Genomic DNA, 17727 nt, shown 5'->3' on the forward strand with positions numbered 1-17727 from the left:
TTGCCCCTTGAGATGCAAGTGGTGTTCCAATCCGGAGGGTCTGGAAAGGAAATATCAGGTGATGTTCAAAGAAGATTTGTGTGTTAACTGTGGCAACTGTATTCCTATTTGTCCCGCCCACATCCATAATTTCCAGGACACAACAGGTGGCCCGAAGCACAAAATAAACAGAACCGTTGATTGTGTTGGTTGCAGAAAGTGTGAAGCTGTATGTCCGAAACAGGCACTATCTGTGGTGGGCTCGGATAAAACCATTTCCCAAGTGATGGATATCATCCAGCAGGATATGCCTTTCTACATGAGCTCAGGCGGAGGAGTCACTCTTGGAGGAGGGGAAGTGACAGCCCAGCCGGAATTTGCCACCAACCTGTTGACGGAATGTAAACGGCTGGGCATTCACACAGCCATTGAAACCTCTGGCTATGCAAAATTAGACAACCTGCTTCTGATGGCTCAGTTTATTGATTTGTTCCTCTATGATCTTAAGCACATTGACTCAGAGCGACATTATGAACTTACCGAGGTACCTAATGAACGTATTCTGGATAACCTAACGGAACTTATCCACCGGGGTTACCACGTGAAAGTCAGGATGCCCCTTATAAGGGGGCTGAATGATAGTGAAGAAACCATCCGCAGAACCTTGGAGTTTCTACAGACTTTCAAATATTATAAAAACTTTTTAGGTATAGACTTGCTTCCTTATCATAAATTGGGCATCAACAAGTACAAGCAATTGGACATGCAGTATGCCATTACTGAAGATTTGAGTTTCAAAGCAGAAGAGTTAAATAAAATTGAAGAGTTTATTAAGGGTTATGATCTAAAGGTGGAAGTAATTAGACATTAAATGCTATGGATCGGAGGGAATTCTATGGGAGTGGGCGGTGAATTTGATAAAAAACGTATTATTCAAGAATCTGTACCGGGTAAGCAAGTTACTTTGGCCCATATCATAGCTTCCCCTGTACAAGATTTATATGAACGCTTGGGTATTGAAGAGAAAGGTGCCGTTGGAATTTTAACCCTAACCCCCTGTGAGACAGCAATCATAGCAGCAGATATAGCCACCAAGACATCCGCTGTAGAGATCGGTTTCCTAGACCGGTTTACTGGATCCCTGGTGATTTCCGGGGATGTTGCCAGTGTGGAATCAGCCATGATTGCTATAAATGGCACCTTGGAAAAGCTGTTAAGCTTTACCCCGGCCCAAATCACGCGCACATGAAAAAACGGATCTTGGTGGTGGGGCCAAGCAAAGCTGGTAAAAGTAGCCTAGTGAATATTCTAAATGATTCCACCAAACCATTGAAAAGTACCCAGGAAATTTTTTACGGCAAAAACACCATTGATACACCTGGTTCCTATATAGAAAACCCTTCGATGTACAGGTACCTAATTGCCACGGGGCAATCAGCATGCCACGTGCTAATGTTAATAGATCAATCCAGACCCATTGAGGTATATCCGCCGGGCTTTGCCAAATCCTTTACCTGCCCGGTCTCCGGGGTCATTACCAAGATTGATTTAGCTTCGGAAAATGCCGAGCTATGTGTTGAACAGCTAAAAAGAATTGGTATTAGTAAACCTTTTTTTCGGATTTCTATAAAAGATGATATAGGCATAAAAGGCTTAAAGCACTATTTACTTGGAAAACTAGAAATCCTTAAAAAGTGATTTCATCATATATATAATCTGGTCGCGGGACCTAAGGAAAGGGAGGTAAGGCAATGAAATGAAATTTATCACCGAAATGGAATTGCGAGATTTATATAAGATAGCTCCCTTTACCACCTATGCCCTGGAACCAGATACCAGGATTACGCCGGGGGCAAGGCAATTTCTTGTGGACCACCGGGTCACCTTAGTACAAGCCCAGCCCATTGCCAGCAGTAAAAAGAACGGCGATCAATCTAAGCGGGGACAAGAAAGCTGGTCTATCCTAAGGCTACGACGGAAAATGGAGAGCATTGAATCGCTGTTTATGCTAATTACCGCCGAACTTTTATACTCCGGGGCGGTGGATCTGGCTGACGAAATCCAAGCCCTGGGCAAATGTTTTCGGGAGATCAAAAGGGCTGAGCGGGAACAGTTAACCCCAGAAGACATTCAGTTTTGGGGTTGGTCAGAACAAGAAATTAGAGCAAGACCCACAAATTTGGAATTTGACATAAGTGACTATCACCTAGGGTTGGAAAATGGCAAAGAACTTACCATATTAAACTATTTACGGACCTCACTTCGCGAGGTGGAACCGGCCATTTTAGAAGCCTATTGGGATGAGGATAAACAAGCTTGCCTACGGCAAGACCTAATCGATCAGCTTTATTTAAGCATTAATAAACTCTGCATAATGATGTGGAAATGTCTGGGGGGACAAAAATGGAAGGGGTAAATCCGTCTTTTCAATACTGCGATCAAATGGTTCGTGATTTTGAGAAGGTCATCAAGACACCCATATTGAATAAATCCTCCGTTTATTACACCGGTATTGACTTGGGAACAGCCTACGTTGTACTGGCAGTTTTGGATGAAAATTACCAGCCTGTTGCTGGGGCCTATCGCTTTGCCAGTGTTGTCAAAGATGGTATGGTGGTGGACTACATCGGTGCCATTCGGATAGTCAAAGAACTTAAACAAGAGCTGGAGCAAAAACTGGGTATAGAGCTGGTTTATGCAGCAGCGGCCCTGCCACCGGGAACCTTTGACATTGACTCAGGTGTCATTAAGCATGTAGTGGAAGGGGCCGGTTTTGAAATTACTAACTTGTTAGACGAGCCTACGGCGGCCAATGCGGTACTGAAAATAAAAGATGGTGCCATTGTAGATATCGGTGGTGGCACCACCGGGGTAACCATTCTAAAGGATGGCAAGGTGACTTATGTTGCCGATGAGCCTACAGGTGGCACGCATTTCTCACTGGTAATTTCTGGGGCATATAAAATGCCCTTTGACGAGGCGGACCAATATAAGCGAGATTTTAAAAACCATCGGGAGTTAATCCCGGTGTTACAGCCGGTAATCGAAAAGGTATCATCTATTATCAGCCGGCATGTTAGCCAATATCAAGTGCAAGAAATCTATCTAGTGGGTGGAACCTGTTGCTTAGAAGGAATTGAAACTATTATCGCCAAACAAACCGGCCTTCCTACTTATAAACCGCAAAACCCTATGTTTGTGACACCCTTGGGAATTGCACTGAACTGCACACAGGAAAGCCTTTAGATGGGAGTGACCACTGCATGGAATACCGCATGATAAAATCCCCGTCCCGGGGAACCTTAGATATTCTGTTGCGACGTAAAGGTTCTGCTTCAACCACCCCCATAGATAACTATGATGCCATCGGTCTGATTCAGGGGCGGCTAATCGATATGGTCTTTGCTGCAGATATTGCCGAAAAGGCCGCAGGGGTAGTGGTGGAGGACATTAAAGGTCATTGCCCACAGAATCTAATTATGATTGCCATATTCGGTGATACCGCCTCGGTGGAGGCAGCCATCACAGAGATAAAATATAAATTGAAAGAAATAAAAACAGGTGGTACTTTATGATAGCAGCAAAGGTAATTGATAACATCTGGGCAACCAGAAAAGCAGACTCTCTAAGAGGGCTGAAATTTATGCTGGTGGAGGTCATCGGTGGTACTGAGGCTGGTCGCCTCCTCATAGCTGCGGATACCATCGGTGCCGGTATTGGTGAACGAGTTCTGGTCTGCACTGGTAGCTCCGCCCGCAAAATGCTGGATAGAGATAATATACCCATTGATGCTGTTATTGTAGGCATCATCGACGAGGACTGTTTGTTTTAAGAAATCCGGAGGTGGAAAAGCTTGGATTTGCTGAACTTAATTAAGGCTGCAGGAGTTATCGGGGCTGGGGGAGCTGGTTTTCCGACTCACGCCAAACTAACCTCTAAGGCCGAGTATATATTGCTTAATGGAGCTGAATGTGAGCCTTTGCTTAGGGTGGATCAGCAATTGATGGAGCTGTATCCCGATCAAATTATCAAGGGACTGGAAGCCACCGGGAGGTATATAGAAGCCCGCAAAGCCTTTATTGGTATCAAGGGTAAGCACAAGGAAGTCGTTGCCCTCTTGCGAGAAAGAATCGCCGCACTGGATCTGGCAAATTATATGGAAGTGATGGAACTCCAGGATAGGTATCCGGCTGGTGACGAGCAGGTTCTTGTTTATGAACTTACAAAAAGAGTTGTTCCGGAGACAGCCATTCCGTTAAAAGTGGGCTGTGTAGTGATCAACTCAGAAACAGCATTGAATATATTTCATGCCATTGCCGGCAAACCTGTCACCGAAACATATGTTACGGTGGCAGGGGATATCCCCCGTCCCATGACTGTAAAAGTACCGGTGGGCCTAGCCCTGCGGGAATTATTTAAACAATGCGGAATAGATAACTTGGATGATTATGCCGTGATAGATGGCGGACCGATGATGGGTTCTGTGTTGACTGACCTAAATGGACAGGTAACGAAAAAAAGCAAAGGCTATGTACTGCTTAAAAAAGAGCATTTCCTCATTGGCAGAAAATCTGTCAATATCAACCAAGCTAGGCTGATCGGTAAAACTGCCTGTGAGCAGTGCCGGATGTGTACCGATTTGTGTCCCCGTTATCTATTAGGACATAATATTCAGCCGCATAAATTAATGCGAGCCATTAACTATAACCTGGACATTAAAGAACAACAAATAGCTCAATTGTGTTGTGAATGTAATGCTTGCGAATTGTTTTCTTGCCCCGTCAATTTGCATCCCAAATCAGTCAATGTTCATTTTAAGAAAAAGTTGGCAGAGCAAGGCATTCGTTATCAACCGACCCAGGTGGAATTCAAACCCCGGGCAGCCAGGGAATACCGCCTGATCCCAAGCAAACGCCTGATTGCCAAAATTGGTTTAACAACTTTTGATAAACCAGCACCCATGACTGAGATGGATTTTAATCCGGAAACCATAGAAATTCCTTTAAGACAGCACATCGGAGCACCTGCTATACCTGTTGTAGCTGTAGGTGAACAGGTAAGAGCTGGTCAACTAATTGCAAAGGTTCCAGACAATAGTCTTGGGGCTGCGGTGCATGCCAGCCTCGATGGAACCGTTATCGAAAGTACAGCTAATTCTATCGTGATAAAGGTGGGTTCTTATGTATAGGGCAATAGGAATGATCGAACTTTCAAGTGTTGCAAAGGGGATTTATGCCACAGATCTGATGTTGAAAACGGCCTACGTGGAAATAGTCAGTGCAACCTCTGTCTGTCCCGGAAAATATATTGCCATCATCCATGGAGACGTTGCTGCCGTAGAAAACTCCATCAGTGTGGGTGAAGAAACAGCAGGCGAGTATCTAATCGATAGCTTTATTTTGCCCAATGTTCATCCAGCAATTTTCCCGGCCATTACGGCCACCACCATACCGGATGAAAAAGGGGCACTGGGCATTATGGAGTCTTTTTCCATGTCCTCCATGATTATTGCAGCCGATGCTGCACTTAAGGCTGCGGATATACAAGCCCTAGAATTACGCTTGGGCAGAGGACTTAGCGGCAAGGCTTATTTCACTTTCACCGGAGATGTTGCCGCCGTGCAGGCATCTATCGATGCCGGTAAAACACTGATCGCTGAAAAGGGCCTATTGGTAGATGTGGAGGTAATTCCTTCCCCTTCCGACAGATTGTGGGAATCACTGTACTAATAAAGGTCAATGCTTCACGGACAAAGGCCAGCGAAAGGAGGTGTTTCCTTGAAAAAGCTTGTCTGTGCGGACGCCGTCGAAACAGCGGCGGAAAATGGACAAAAGGTGTTCTATGTAGAGTGTAATACCATCATCACACCCGCTGCCAGGGATCTAGCCAAGGAACTGGGTGTAGAATTTGCAGATGCTTCATCTTCTTCAGAAATGCACAGATATAATGATAGTGCTCTAGGCAAGAAAGTATGCCAGGATAAATCCATAGATAAGGATTTGATTGTTCAAATCGTAAAAGCAGTGTTAGCCAGCAGCCTCTTGGCCGGCAACTCTACTGAATATCCAGGACCACCCTTTCAAGCAGAGGGTGACCCGAAAAGTGGACTAAAAATTGTGCGTGGCAGGTCGGTGAAATACCAGCCCTTCGATACCGGGGATCCCAGTGCCAACGTAGCTTACCGTGAAGTGATCAGCAAAGCTAATTCTCAAATGAGCGCGGGCTTTTTAACCATTGAGAAATCAAGCCTTGATTGGGAATTGTGCTGTGAGGAGATTAACATCATTCTCGAAGGAAACCTATCCATAACAATGGATGGTGTAACCTATGAAGCTTACCAGGGGGATGTACTTTTCGTACCGAAAGGTTCCAAAGTAACCTGGAGTTCTTCGGGGTATGTGAAGCTCTTTTACGTAACCTACCCGGCAAACTGGTCAGATCTGATGGCGCAACCATAGGAGGTTAGGCTATGCAGGCCCTTGGACTAATAGAAACAAAAGGTCTTATTCCTGCCATTGAATGTGCAGATGTGATGCTAAAAACGGCACAGGTGGAACTGGTGGAGAGAACCTTTGTTGGCAGTGGACTGGTAACCATAACGGTAACCGGTGACGTGGGAGCTGTGAAAGCCTCGGTGGAAGCAGGGGCGACGGCGGTTAAAAGAATAAATCCTTTGTCCTTGATATCCCAACACGTCATTCCCAGACCCCATCCGGATGTTGAAGGAATTCTAGGGGGAAAAGAAAATACTACCGAGGAACCACCAATGCCTGAGCCACCCCAAGATGAGCCGGGCTTGGCTCAAAAACCTGTGCAAACAACAGAAAATCCAGAGCAAATGCCGAAGCATTTCAATAAAGAGGCCTTTGATGCCTTTGTAGAAGAATTTGGACTTGAAAAAACCATTACCGTCCTGAAAATGCTACCCGTGGTAAAACTACGGAATTTGGCAAGGGAATACAAAGAACTGGACATAGCAGGCAGAGCCATATCGAAAGCAAAAAAAGACTTACTTGTAAAGAAACTGGCGGCGCATTACCAAAAGGAAACAAATAAATAGTTTTTATACAAATAAGTATCTGGAGAGAGGGATAGTAATTTGGAAACATTCGATTATGATTTGCAATCGGTGCAAGAGGCCAGAAATCTTGCCCGTCAGGCCAAACTGGCACAAACTGAACTTGCAAAATTTGATAGCGGGCAGATTGACAAGATAATTTGCAATATGGTAAGGGTAGCGGAGGAAAATGCAGTTTCCCTAGCTAAAATGGCAGTGGAAGAAACAGGTTTTGGCAAGGTAGAGGATAAGACCTTCAAAAACCAGCTTGCCTCCACCGAACTATATAAATTTATCAAACCCATGCAAACCATTGGGATTATAAACGAGGATAAGGCCAACAAAGTGGTGGAAATTGCTGAGCCGGTGGGACTTTTAATGGGGATTGTTCCATCAACCAACCCCACATCTACAGCTATCTATAAAGCCATTATTGCCATTAAATCCCGTAACGGCATAATTTTTTCACCCCATCCTTCGGCCCTGAAATGTACATCCCAAGCAGCTAAGTTGATGCACGATGCAGCAGTGGCCGCAGGCGCGCCTGCCAACATTATTGGTTGTATCACCAAGCCATCTATGGTTGCAACTAATGAACTAATGAAATGCGATGAGGTGGACATGATTATTGCCACCGGTGGCACTGCAATGGTTAAGGCCGCCTATAGCGCGGGCAAACCAGCACTGGGTGTAGGCCCGGGCAATGTGCCGGCCTATATTGAAAGAACTGCCAATGTGCAAAAGGCAGTTAGAAATATTATTACCAGTAAAACCTTTGACAATGGCACCATCTGTGCCTCCGAGCAAGCGGTAATTGTGGAGGAATGCATGCGGGATCAGGTTATGGAGGAGTTCCGGCGTCAGGGTGGCTACTTTATGAGCCCCGAGGAAACTGAAAGGGTTTCCCAAAAATTGTTTGTTCGCGGCCATGCCATGAATGCTAAGTTTGTAGGACGCTCGGCAGCGGTTATTGCAGAAAATGCCGGTATAACCATTCCCCCAGGAACGAAAGTTTTGCTGGGTGAACAAAAGGGTGTAGGCAAAGATTTTCCCCTGTCCTTTGAAAAATTAACAACTGTACTAGCCTTTTACACAGTAAAAGATTGGGAAGAAGCTTGCGATGTGTGCATCAAACTATTGAAAAATGGTGGTGTGGGTCATAGCCTTGCCATTCACACGGAAAACCCCGAAATGGCTATGAAATTTGCCATCAAACCGGTGTTTAGAATCCTAGTAAACACACCCTCCACCCATGGTGGCGTGGGTGTCAGCACTGGGCTGGCTCCTGCTTTCACACTGGGTTGCGGTACCTGGGGCGGAAGTGCAACTTCCGATAATGTAACCCCTATGCACTTAATTAATAAAAAACGTGTTGCCTACGGAATCAAGGAGTGTGCAGAAAATACCAATACTTCCGATTCAGACAGCGTGGCACAGGTACTGAGCAATAGTGCCATCGGTGAAGATCAGATTATGAATGTGGTAAATGAAGTCATTGCGCTATTGCAAAAAAAGAGGTGACAACTAAGGTGGGTAAGTACGACGCTTTAGCAGAACTTCTGCTGGAAGTTATCCGAGAAGGGGGGTATTTACAAAAGAAAGACAACTCCATACCCGTGGGAATATCCAACCGTCATGTTCATCTTTCCCAAGCAGATTTAGAAATTCTGTTTGGTGCGGGATACCAATTGACTAAAACCAAGGATCTTTCTCAACCTATGCAATTTGCCTGTAAGGAAACCGTGACTGTTTGCGGACCTAAGGGTGCCATTGAGAAAGTCCGCATTCTCGGCCCAGTAAGAAAGCAAACCCAGGTAGAAATACTTCAGGCAGATTGTTTCAAACTTGGTATTAAAGCGCCAGTGAAAATGTCTGGGGATTTACAAGGAACTCCAGGAATCACTCTCATCGGCCCCAAAGGAAGTATCTATCTAGACAAAGGTGTGATCATTGCCCAAAGACATATTCACATGACACTGGAAGATGCCAAAGGCTTTGGTGTAACAGATGGAGAACAGGTAACCATTGAAGTGGGTGGATTCCGGGGAGGAACATTATCAAATGTAGTTATCAGAGCCAATAATAGCTCCGCCCTTGAATGTCATATCGACATGGAAGAAGCCAATGCCCTTAATCTTGGTCCAAACTCAACAGTTAAAATAATAAAATAAAATTATAGGAGGAAACAAAAATGAGTAAATCAGAAGCTTTAGGATTAATCGAAACCAAAGGTTTAGTAGGAGCAATTGAAGCAGCAGATGCTATGGTTAAAGCTGCTAACGTTTCACTTATCGGTAAAGAACATGTTGGCGGTGGTTTAGTAACTGTTATGGTAAGAGGCGACGTTGGTGCTGTAAAAGCTGCCACCGATGCTGGTGCTGCCGCTGCCCAACGTATTGGCGAACTAATCTCCGTTCATGTTATTCCTCGTCCCCATGGCGATGTAGAATTAATTCTCCCTTCCGTAAAGCAAGAAGCATAGTAGCCATTGGCTAGGAAATATTTTAGGGGCTGTCTCAAAAATGAGGCAGTCCTTTAACATTTACTGTTAATCATTTTTACCGCCAAAGGACTACGGAGGGTTATGCCTATTTACATTTCCATAGGGGTATTGTATTATGAAAATGTCAAAAAACCGCTTTATTTGACATATTTGTGGATAAAATTGGAGATGTAGAGGACATGAACAATTATCACAAAACACTAAAAAACTCGATAAATCCAAATATCTATTCTCGCTATAGCGGTCTTTTATCCCTATCCAATATTTCCTTGCAACTTATCGATACCGGTGGTGAGATCTTGCTTGAGTTCAACCCATCCCCGGATTTTTGTAAACAGATCTGTCAGAATAATGATACACAGATATGTTCGGATTACCTTTCTAGACTAAAACCAGGCCAAAGGGATCGATTCACCTGTGGGTATGGACTAACTAATATTATTTTGCCAGTGACAGATAACGACGAAACCCTAGGCTATGTCACCGGGGCACAGGTATATTTACCTGAAAATGAATATCAGAAATATTTAATTAACATCGCGGCTATGGCAAAGGATAAAAAACTAGAACCGGAAATTATTGCTAAAGCCATTGCAGCCATCAAAACCATCGAAAAAAATAAGGTTGATGTTCATGAACAACTGTGCAACCATATAGCCCAAAATATCTCTTACGAGTTTTCTCAAAGCGTCCATAGTACAGATAAGGCCATAGCAAGATTATCTATAGAAAAGGAAATGCTGGAAAAAAAGATCATTGATCTCGAGGCAAAGAACAAGTCTTTGGTAATTAACCCTCATTTCCTATTTAATACTTTGAATTCTATAGCGCGTATCGCGTATTTTGAAAAATCCCATACAACGGAAGAACTTATTTATTGCCTTTCTGACTTATTGAGATATAACCTAAAGCAGGATGATGAATTACACACCATCGGGTCTGAGATTGATAACATCGAAAAGTACCTTTATATTCAGAAAGTAAGGTTCAAAAGTCGTTTGGAGTACGAGATATCTATTGCTGACGACATTAAACACCATAGAATACCCAATATGGTTATACAGCCCATTGTTGAGAATGCCCTTATCCATGGCATTTCCCCTAAAAGGGATGGAGGTAAGATAAAAATCTATGCAGAAAAATATAAGGATCATATCAAGATCTACGTCTCAGATAATGGAAATGGCTTTCCAGAGGAAGTGCTACAGGGGCTACAACAATCGCAAAGTAAACTGGGAATAGGTTTTCGCTGTACCGACAACCGACTGAAAAGATATTTCGGGGAAAATTACGGCTTGAAAATTGCCAAATCGGATTACAGCGGAAGCACTGTCATTATTTTAGTTCCTACCAAAACCAATGCGAGGTGATAGTAATGGCCGTGGTTTTAATTGTGGAAGATGAATTGCTCGAATTGGAGTTTTTGCAATCCATTGTGTCTGAAGAACTTCTTGCTGAGGATAAAGTGCTCACTTGTCAAGATGGCATTCAGGCTGTCCAATTAGCAAAACAGTATCGGCCAGATATCATTTTGATGGATGTACAGATTCCTGAAATGGGAGGCTTAAGTGCACTTCAAGAAATCAGGAAGTTTTTGCCCCGGGCATCTGTATTGATCCTGTCGGCCTATTCAGATTTTTCCTTTGCACAAACTGCAATTCGCCTCCGTGTTCAGGATTATTTGCTAAAACCTATTAGACCCTCTGCCTTTAGACAGCTATTCCGCGATCTATTGACCACTGTAGCTACAGAACAGGAACTTGCAGATGAAGAAATTATGGAACTAGAAACCGAGGGTAATCAAAGGGATTTTATTAAAAAGGCCCTGAAATATATTCACGACAATTTTACACAAAAGTTAACCCTGCAAAGTGTTTCGGCCAATGTATTTTTAAATCCCCAATATTTTAGCCGTATCTTTAGAAGAGAGGTCGGGGTCAGCTATACAGATTATGTAAATAAACTACGCATAGAGTATGCTTGCAAATTATTAGAAACCACAAACTATCCCGCCTATCGCATTTCCAGCGAATGTGGTTTTACAGACCCCTCTTATTTTAATCGTGTCTTTGTCCAGCAAATGAATGTGACCCCCAAGGCATATCGACAGAAATATTTAAGGGACAATGGGGATAACGGCGGAATTATATGAAAAAAGAAAAGAACTTTTTGCGTTTGCTGAGGTAGCTACAGCATCTGAGGAACAAAAACAATGATAGAAGCATTAAACTAACGTAAAAAGTGAACGTGTTAACAGCACACGTATCAAAACACAAAAAAACCGTAGGACATTTTCCCACGGTCTTGGTATATATATATACAACAGATTAAAAGTTTGTTACGCCAGTTATTTAAATAATTTTGGTATAAAGATAAACAGTTTAGCTGAGGTACGACCGGCATTAGGTGGTTTTGTAATGCTTTTAAGTATCAGAATTAGTTATTTCGTTATCGATCAAAATTTGAAGTATTATGCCAGCCATTTCTCGCCAAGGAATCTGAGGATAATAACTCCTGAATTCTTTAGAAATATTCTTTGTCCGCATACAAAAATATCGAATCCGAACTCTCTATAAATCCATAACATACTTGTTTCGCATCAAAGAGGGGTACCGTAGAAATGAATGATCGATTGATAGAGGATTTATACAGTTCAGCGTAGTAGCTAATGAATAAAGAAGAAGTACAATAAAAAGTTGTCATATAAATTAAACTACCGCCTAAAATTGGGCGGTTATTTCTTTTGCATACAGTGTATTATTTAGTGTCAATTTGTACCTGTTGAGCAGGAATTCTTAACTTAAATGTATAAAGTTTATTTATAGAAAATTTCACAAATTCGAATAAAAGAAGTAATGAAATTAGTAGTAGAATTAAAACCATACAAGTTCACTGTACAGGTTGTTAGAACAGGGTTGAAGAAACTGGAGGAAGAAGTAATACTATACCTAAAAAAATATGAAGATCGCTAACTATGAGTTTGAGTTTATTGCTGAAAAGAACAAATACACCTACCCAATTATATTGGCTCTACATTGCGTAAGAATAGAGTTTCTTACTCCGGGACGTTTGATTAAAGATGGCAAATTGGTGAATACACTGACTTTTGATATATTAATAAGAGCACTGCTTAGACGCATAATATGGCTTGCTCGATACCACTGCAGTACGGACATTAATTTAGACTATAAAAGTATTATCAAAAAATCACAGAATATTAAGATTGTATTCATAAATAATAATAATTTAGTTAATTAAAAGGGAGTGTTGGCTATTAGTACAGGTAAACACTTTATAACCTCTTTGGGCACGGGTAATTACGAACAGTTATATTACTTCGAAAATGATAAGCAGCACTATACTGCTTATGCACCGGTTGCGGTAGCCGCATTAAAAAATCTTGCAGGTGCAAAAGCCAGTATACTAGTAACCCAAAAAGCACGAGAAAAACATTACAACCAATTAGCAGGGGAATTAACTGCTTTGGGCTTAAATCCTCAACCGGTGGACATACCGGATGGGATTAGCGAAGAAGAAATATTTAAGATTTTTGAGATTATTACAGCTCAGGTATCAGAAGGTGAACGTATTACTTTGGACGTTACCTTTTCACTGCGACACCTACCTTTTGTTTATTTAGCAGCCCTTATTTACATGGTCGGTTTAAAACAAGTTAAGCTTGAGGGAATATACTACGGAGCCTTTGAACTAAAACAGGATCAAGTATCACCCATTTTAGAGATAACTTCTTTGTTTAGGCTGATTGAATGGTACCACGGCCTATCCAATGCACGCCAAGAAGGTGACTTTAGGGCGCTGGGAAGGTTGCTCAACGGAGATATAGGGCGGTTATATAAACAAGGAGCAGGTGATGCTAACTTTTCAAAAGTAAGTAAACTGATGAATAAGTTAGGCTTTTACCTTGCGTCAGTGTTGCCTATGGAGGTCGGACTTAACAGTAAAGATGTATCTTCTCTTCTGAAAAAAGAATTCCAATCAACTACCGGTACCGCCTATGCAGCACATATGGCGATGAATAGTTTAAGTCAATTGCTTGATCGGTGGAAGATTTCAGGTGATGACGATCAGGAAATAGCTAAAGGTTATATAGAGATTACCGAGGAAGAACTGGAACGTCAGTTGAGACTGGCAGAATGGTATATTGAACGTATGAATGTACCTGCGGCTTTGCTGGTTATAAGAGAATGGATGATTACTAGAATGCAATTCGCATCTAACCATATAAACGATTGGTTAGGATATCATAAACGCAAAAAGTATGAACAAATTTTAAATGCACTTTCAGAGCGGGCCAAGCATGGGATTGGCAATGCTGTTGAAAAGGAACTGGCTTCAGTATGGCAATCCATTGCGAAACAGCGCAATAAATTTGCCCATGCAGGTATGCTTGAAAAGGAGGTAGATGTTTCAGCCGGTTTGGTTAAAAATTCAATTAAAAAATGCAGAGCTTTGCTTGAGAAGGATATACCCGCAGACCTGCCTTATCAAAATGGGGATTGCTATTTAATAACACCACTCGGTATGTCCAAAGGGGTGCTTTATACGGCTCTGACGTTGGTTAATCCTAATAAGTTAGTAATAATAACTTCGCTAAGGGCAGGGGAAAAAATCCCTGAGATAATGGAAATAGCTAAATTTACCCATCTAGAACCAATTCTGATTAATTTAACCGACCCCCATAACGGCTTTAATGAAGTAAAAGATTTGGTTGATTCCAATAAAGCGCTGGTTAAGGATTTGGCATTGGCGGGAAATGTGGTGGCAAATATTACAGGGGGAACAACTGCTATGCAATATGCCGTGGATAGGCTTGCCGATGAAATTAAGAAGCTTGGTACACCTGTAAAGAAGGTTGCGCTGGTGGATCGTCGTTCTTATGAAGAACAGCAGAAAAACCCATATGTATGCGGAGAGATGGTTGAATTGTAAAATAGTGCTTAAGGTGACATTATTCGCCAACTGGAAAAACTTTATATTGAACGTACAAAAACCGCAATCATAACCGGAGTGTTTTTGAGAACTGACAAGGAAACAATTGAAAAACGATTTGGCCAAGTAATTAAAGAGTTGGGGCGTAAAGTAAGTGTGCGTTACAAGAAGTAACACCGCACACTACTTTTTTCGGCAAACAGACACATCACGGTTCCAGAACATAAAAAAGCCTTTCTGGATTCCAGAAAGGCTTTTTTATATTGGTGTCGGAGGCGGGACTTGAACCCGCACCCTTTCGGACACGCCCCTCAAACGTGCGCGTCTGCCGATTCCGCCACTCCGACACGTCACATTGACAAAATTCATTATAGCATAGGAGAATTTTCTCTGCAAGAGTTTTTATTGAAATAGTATTACTAAGTGCCGTCGTAAAGGTATTTGTACACTTTATAGTTCCAATTTACCTTGCGAATATAATGTCTGGTTTCGGGGAAGGGGATTTGGTCTATGGTTTGTTCTTCACCGGTCCAATGTTGCTCTGCTAGCCACTTTTGTACATTGCCCCGACCTGCGTTATAGGCGGCCAATGTTAATACCTGACTGCCTTGAAACTCTTTATTTAAGTTAGCTAGATACCAAGCACCCATTTTAATGCTGGTTTGCGGGTGGTACAGTTTATCGGAGGTAAAATCCACCAGGTTCATTTGCTGAGCTATCCATTGACCGGTTTCGGGCATGATTTGTACTAAACCTCGGGCGCCGGCCTTTGAGGTGGCATCGGGATTAAAGTTGCTTTCGGTTTTGATTAAGGCGGCAAACAGAAATGGGTCTACGCCGTTGGCTATTGCTTGGTGGGTTATGGCTTGTCGATAGGGGAAGGGGTATAGTTCCCGTCCAAAGTCATCTATCTTTAAAAACAAGTATACTATTAAAAAAAGTAATAACAGGCGTTTAATTCTAATTCTTTTTTTACTTTTTTTTCTTAGCCGAACCAAAGATAATCAACTCCAACAATAGGTGCTTTATGGCAAATATATGCAGTAAATTTAATTGCTATCACCACAGGTGTATTGTATCCATAAATTTGTTACTTGGTTTAAGGTGTATTCTAGCGATTGGCTGTTGTCTATAATTTCATCGGCATATTTCATCCGTTCGGTTTCGCTCAACTGAGAGTTAATGCGTTGTAGGGCCTGTTCTTTTGATAATCCATCCCGCTCCATTATCCGCTGCAATTGCTCTGCTAAACTGACGTGTACCAGCCATACCTTGTCCACCAATTTATCAAGGCCAACTTCTATTAGCAGTGGCGCCACCAGTACCAGCATGTCTTTACCAGACTGTTGCTGCCTTTTAAACTGGTTGATTCTTTCCCGCACCACTGCTGTTATTTTGGGGTGGGTAATGGCATTTAGTTTAGCTAAGGCTAACTCATTGCCAAAAACAATGGCACCCAGTTGTTTTCTGTTTAAAGTGCCGTCGGTATGTAAAACCCCGGGCCCAAAAGTAGCAACAATTTCCTTTAGGGCCGGGCTGTTTGGGGTCACTATCTCTCGGGCTATCAAATCTGCGTCTATAATTTGTGCTCCCAACCGAGCTAGATGATTGGCTACGGTGGTTTTACCACTGCCAATGCCCCCGGTAAGTCCGATAATGTTCATCATATCACCTATAATGCTTTAATGTAGCTTCAGTAATCCTAAGGCGATTAAAATAAATCCCGGCAAAACCGCCATTTTTTTTCCGAGGCCGGTGGCAGCAAAGCCACTGCCCAACATCAACCCTGCATATGTTAACACAATATGACCTATCCCGACAACTATGGCCGTTAAAATTGGGTCAAATCCCATCATGGACACTGCAAACCCGGCACCAAAGGCGTCCATCGCCAGGGCCACCCCCAGTAACAGTGCTTCCCGGGGACTGATGGTGCCGGACTTATCCAGGTCAGCTTTGGATGGTTCCCGCAGTATTTGGATTACCAAGCCAAAGGCTTTGATGCGGATTTGCATGATCTTTTGCTCAGTGGTTTCAATAACTTCTTCCTTTTCAATGACGGGCAGTTTGTGATCCTGCCAGGATTGAACCAGTACCCAGACACCGATGGTTAACAGTATCAAACCGCCTAAACGATGGGCGAAGGCTTCGGAAAGGCATCCCGCCAGCACATGGCCTAAAGCCATTGATAGGCTGATGGATAATACAGACATCATGCTGATGATCAGCAGCGAGGTGATTGGTATTTTAATTTTTCTCACACCATAGGCCACTCCGGTTCCCAAAGCATCCATGTTCAGTGCCAAGGCAAAGACGATTATTGTGAGCAATTCCAAGGATTTTCCCTCCCATTTTGCGTTTGTCTTACTATATGGGAGGGATTGGTTGTTGGTGCATGTTTTACAGTTTAGCTCGGTTGTTGACATTGGGGGCAGTAGTATGAACTGCGGCCGCCCACTTTTTTGCGCAAAATCAGGTTGCCGCAGCGATGGCATGGTTCCCCTTCGCGGTTATATGCCTTCAGCAGATGCTGGTTACTGCCTTTATTGCCCAGGCCGTCAACGTAATCGCTAAAGGAAGTGCCGCGATTTTCAATTCCTTGGGTTAAAACGCCAACAATGGCTTGATAAAGGCGGGCCATTTCTTCAGCATTCAACTCTGCCGCCAACCGTTCGGGGTGAATTTGGGCGCGATGCAGCGCTTCATCGGCGTAGATGTTGCCCAGTCCGGCCACAAAGGTTTGGTTTAGCAGTAACGGTTTAATTTTAGTGCGCCTTTTTTTCAGTGTCTGGTGCAGGTAATCGATGCTGAAGTCCCCGGTTAACGGTTCCGGGCCCAAGTCCTTTAGACCGGATAATTTTTTTAATTCTGCAGTGGGCAGCAGGTTGATGCGGCCAAAGCGGCGCATGTCCGCAAAGGCCAACCGGCTTTGATTGTCAAAATGAAACAGTAGATGGGTGTATTTGGGCGGTGGCTGGTCAGGGGTAAGATAAACCAGCCGACCGGTCATGCGCAAGTGAATTACCAACGTCAGTTGGTCAGATAAATTAATTATTAGGTACTTGCCCCGCCGTTGTAGATTTTCTACCTGCAATCCGTTTAAAATTGCCCGAAAACTTTCCGGCTGGTGGTCAACCACAACACTGGGTGCCAATACTTCAACATCAGATATTTTAAGACCAATAATCAGTTTTTCTAAAGAACGTTTAACCGTTTCCACTTCGGGTAGTTCAGGCAT

21 protein-coding genes and 1 tRNA gene are annotated in these 17727 nt (G+C 43.0%); 17 read left to right on the forward strand and 5 right to left on the reverse strand.

Annotation, left to right across the window (positions count from 1 at the left end):
* From cutD to csx2, 17 genes are all read left to right on the forward strand, one after another.
* On the forward strand, window positions 1-850 hold an 850-nt coding region (gene cutD, locus V6C27_11350; GenBank protein ID MEG6617012.1), incomplete at its 5' end, for a choline TMA-lyase-activating enzyme.
* Window positions 851-874: 24 nt separating this feature from the next.
* The gene (locus V6C27_11355) at window positions 875-1228 is read left to right on the forward strand and encodes a BMC domain-containing protein (protein MEG6617013.1); all 354 of its coding nucleotides are present in this window, start codon (window positions 875-877) and stop codon (window positions 1226-1228) included.
* A complete protein-coding gene (locus tag V6C27_11360; GenBank protein MEG6617014.1) occupies window positions 1225-1677 on the forward strand; it encodes a EutP/PduV family microcompartment system protein in 453 nt (150 codons plus the stop codon). The genes V6C27_11355 and V6C27_11360 overlap by 4 nt, the downstream gene beginning before the upstream one ends.
* A 58-nt stretch (window positions 1678-1735) precedes the next feature.
* Window positions 1736-2395 (forward strand): cobalamin adenosyltransferase, encoded by a 660-nt coding sequence (locus V6C27_11365; protein ID MEG6617015.1) that lies wholly within the window; start codon window positions 1736-1738, stop codon window positions 2393-2395.
* On the forward strand, window positions 2383-3225 hold the full coding sequence (gene eutJ, locus V6C27_11370) for an ethanolamine utilization protein EutJ (GenBank protein MEG6617016.1): 843 nt from the start codon (window positions 2383-2385) through the stop codon (window positions 3223-3225). The genes V6C27_11365 and eutJ overlap by 13 nt, the downstream gene beginning before the upstream one ends.
* A 17-nt stretch (window positions 3226-3242) precedes the next feature.
* The gene (locus V6C27_11375) at window positions 3243-3554 is read left to right on the forward strand and encodes a BMC domain-containing protein (GenBank protein ID MEG6617017.1); all 312 of its coding nucleotides are present in this window, start codon (window positions 3243-3245) and stop codon (window positions 3552-3554) included.
* The gene (locus V6C27_11380) at window positions 3551-3811 is read left to right on the forward strand and encodes a EutN/CcmL family microcompartment protein (GenBank protein ID MEG6617018.1); all 261 of its coding nucleotides are present in this window, start codon (window positions 3551-3553) and stop codon (window positions 3809-3811) included. The genes V6C27_11375 and V6C27_11380 overlap by 4 nt, the downstream gene beginning before the upstream one ends.
* A gap of 21 nt (window positions 3812-3832) precedes the next feature.
* Window positions 3833-5167 carry a 4Fe-4S dicluster domain-containing protein gene (locus V6C27_11385; GenBank protein MEG6617019.1) on the forward strand — a complete coding sequence of 445 codons (1335 nt, stop codon included), beginning with the start codon at window positions 3833-3835 and terminating at the stop codon, window positions 5165-5167.
* The gene (locus V6C27_11390; protein ID MEG6617020.1) at window positions 5160-5708 is read left to right on the forward strand and encodes a BMC domain-containing protein; all 549 of its coding nucleotides are present in this window, start codon (window positions 5160-5162) and stop codon (window positions 5706-5708) included. The genes V6C27_11385 and V6C27_11390 overlap by 8 nt, the downstream gene beginning before the upstream one ends.
* A gap of 48 nt (window positions 5709-5756) precedes the next feature.
* The gene (locus V6C27_11395) at window positions 5757-6437 is read left to right on the forward strand and encodes a cupin domain-containing protein (protein ID MEG6617021.1); all 681 of its coding nucleotides are present in this window, start codon (window positions 5757-5759) and stop codon (window positions 6435-6437) included.
* Between the two features lie 11 nt (window positions 6438-6448).
* Entirely contained in the window at window positions 6449-7039 is a 591-nt protein-coding gene (locus tag V6C27_11400; protein ID MEG6617022.1) for a BMC domain-containing protein, read from the forward strand.
* A gap of 39 nt (window positions 7040-7078) precedes the next feature.
* Window positions 7079-8557: an acetaldehyde dehydrogenase (acetylating) gene (locus V6C27_11405; protein ID MEG6617023.1), complete on the forward strand. Its 1479-nt coding sequence runs from the start codon at window positions 7079-7081 to the stop codon at window positions 8555-8557.
* Window positions 8558-8565: 8 nt separating this feature from the next.
* Complete coding sequence (locus tag V6C27_11410) at window positions 8566-9207, forward strand: phosphate propanoyltransferase (GenBank protein MEG6617024.1); 642 nt, start codon at window positions 8566-8568, stop codon at window positions 9205-9207.
* 20 nt (window positions 9208-9227) lie between these two features.
* On the forward strand, window positions 9228-9518 hold the full coding sequence (gene eutM, locus V6C27_11415; protein ID MEG6617025.1) for an ethanolamine utilization microcompartment protein EutM: 291 nt from the start codon (window positions 9228-9230) through the stop codon (window positions 9516-9518).
* Window positions 9519-9718: 200 nt separating this feature from the next.
* Window positions 9719-10909: a histidine kinase gene (locus tag V6C27_11420; GenBank protein ID MEG6617026.1), complete on the forward strand. Its 1191-nt coding sequence runs from the start codon at window positions 9719-9721 to the stop codon at window positions 10907-10909.
* Window positions 10910-10914: 5 nt separating this feature from the next.
* Entirely contained in the window at window positions 10915-11691 is a 777-nt protein-coding gene (locus V6C27_11425) for a response regulator (GenBank protein ID MEG6617027.1), read from the forward strand.
* Window positions 11692-12806: 1115 nt separating this feature from the next.
* Window positions 12807-14489, forward strand: coding sequence for a TIGR02221 family CRISPR-associated protein (gene csx2 / locus V6C27_11430; GenBank protein MEG6617028.1), 1683 nt, complete (start codon window positions 12807-12809; stop codon window positions 14487-14489).
* A 264-nt stretch (window positions 14490-14753) separates the two neighbouring features.
* On the opposite strand, the gene V6C27_11435 is transcribed toward csx2, so the two are convergent.
* From V6C27_11435 to mutM, 5 genes are all read right to left on the reverse strand, one after another.
* Window positions 14754-14836 (reverse strand) — tRNA-Leu (locus V6C27_11435).
* Between the two features lie 72 nt (window positions 14837-14908).
* The gene (locus tag V6C27_11440) at window positions 14909-15487 is read right to left on the reverse strand and encodes a lytic transglycosylase domain-containing protein (protein ID MEG6617029.1); all 579 of its coding nucleotides are present in this window, start codon (window positions 15485-15487) and stop codon (window positions 14909-14911) included.
* A gap of 51 nt (window positions 15488-15538) precedes the next feature.
* Window positions 15539-16156 (reverse strand): dephospho-CoA kinase, encoded by a 618-nt coding sequence (gene coaE, locus V6C27_11445; protein MEG6617030.1) that lies wholly within the window; start codon window positions 16154-16156, stop codon window positions 15539-15541.
* Between the two features lie 15 nt (window positions 16157-16171).
* A complete protein-coding gene (gene ytaF, locus V6C27_11450) occupies window positions 16172-16984 on the reverse strand; it encodes a sporulation membrane protein YtaF (GenBank protein MEG6617031.1) in 813 nt (270 codons plus the stop codon).
* Window positions 16897-17727: a bifunctional DNA-formamidopyrimidine glycosylase/DNA-(apurinic or apyrimidinic site) lyase gene (gene mutM, locus V6C27_11455; GenBank protein MEG6617032.1), complete on the reverse strand. Its 831-nt coding sequence runs from the start codon at window positions 17725-17727 to the stop codon at window positions 16897-16899. Before mutM ends, ytaF begins: the two co-directional genes overlap by 88 nt.

The sequence above is a fragment of the Peptococcaceae bacterium 1198_IL3148 genome (assembly GCA_036763105.1).
In the GTDB taxonomy this organism is placed as follows: domain Bacteria; phylum Bacillota; class Desulfotomaculia; order Desulfotomaculales; family Desulfohalotomaculaceae; genus JBAIYS01.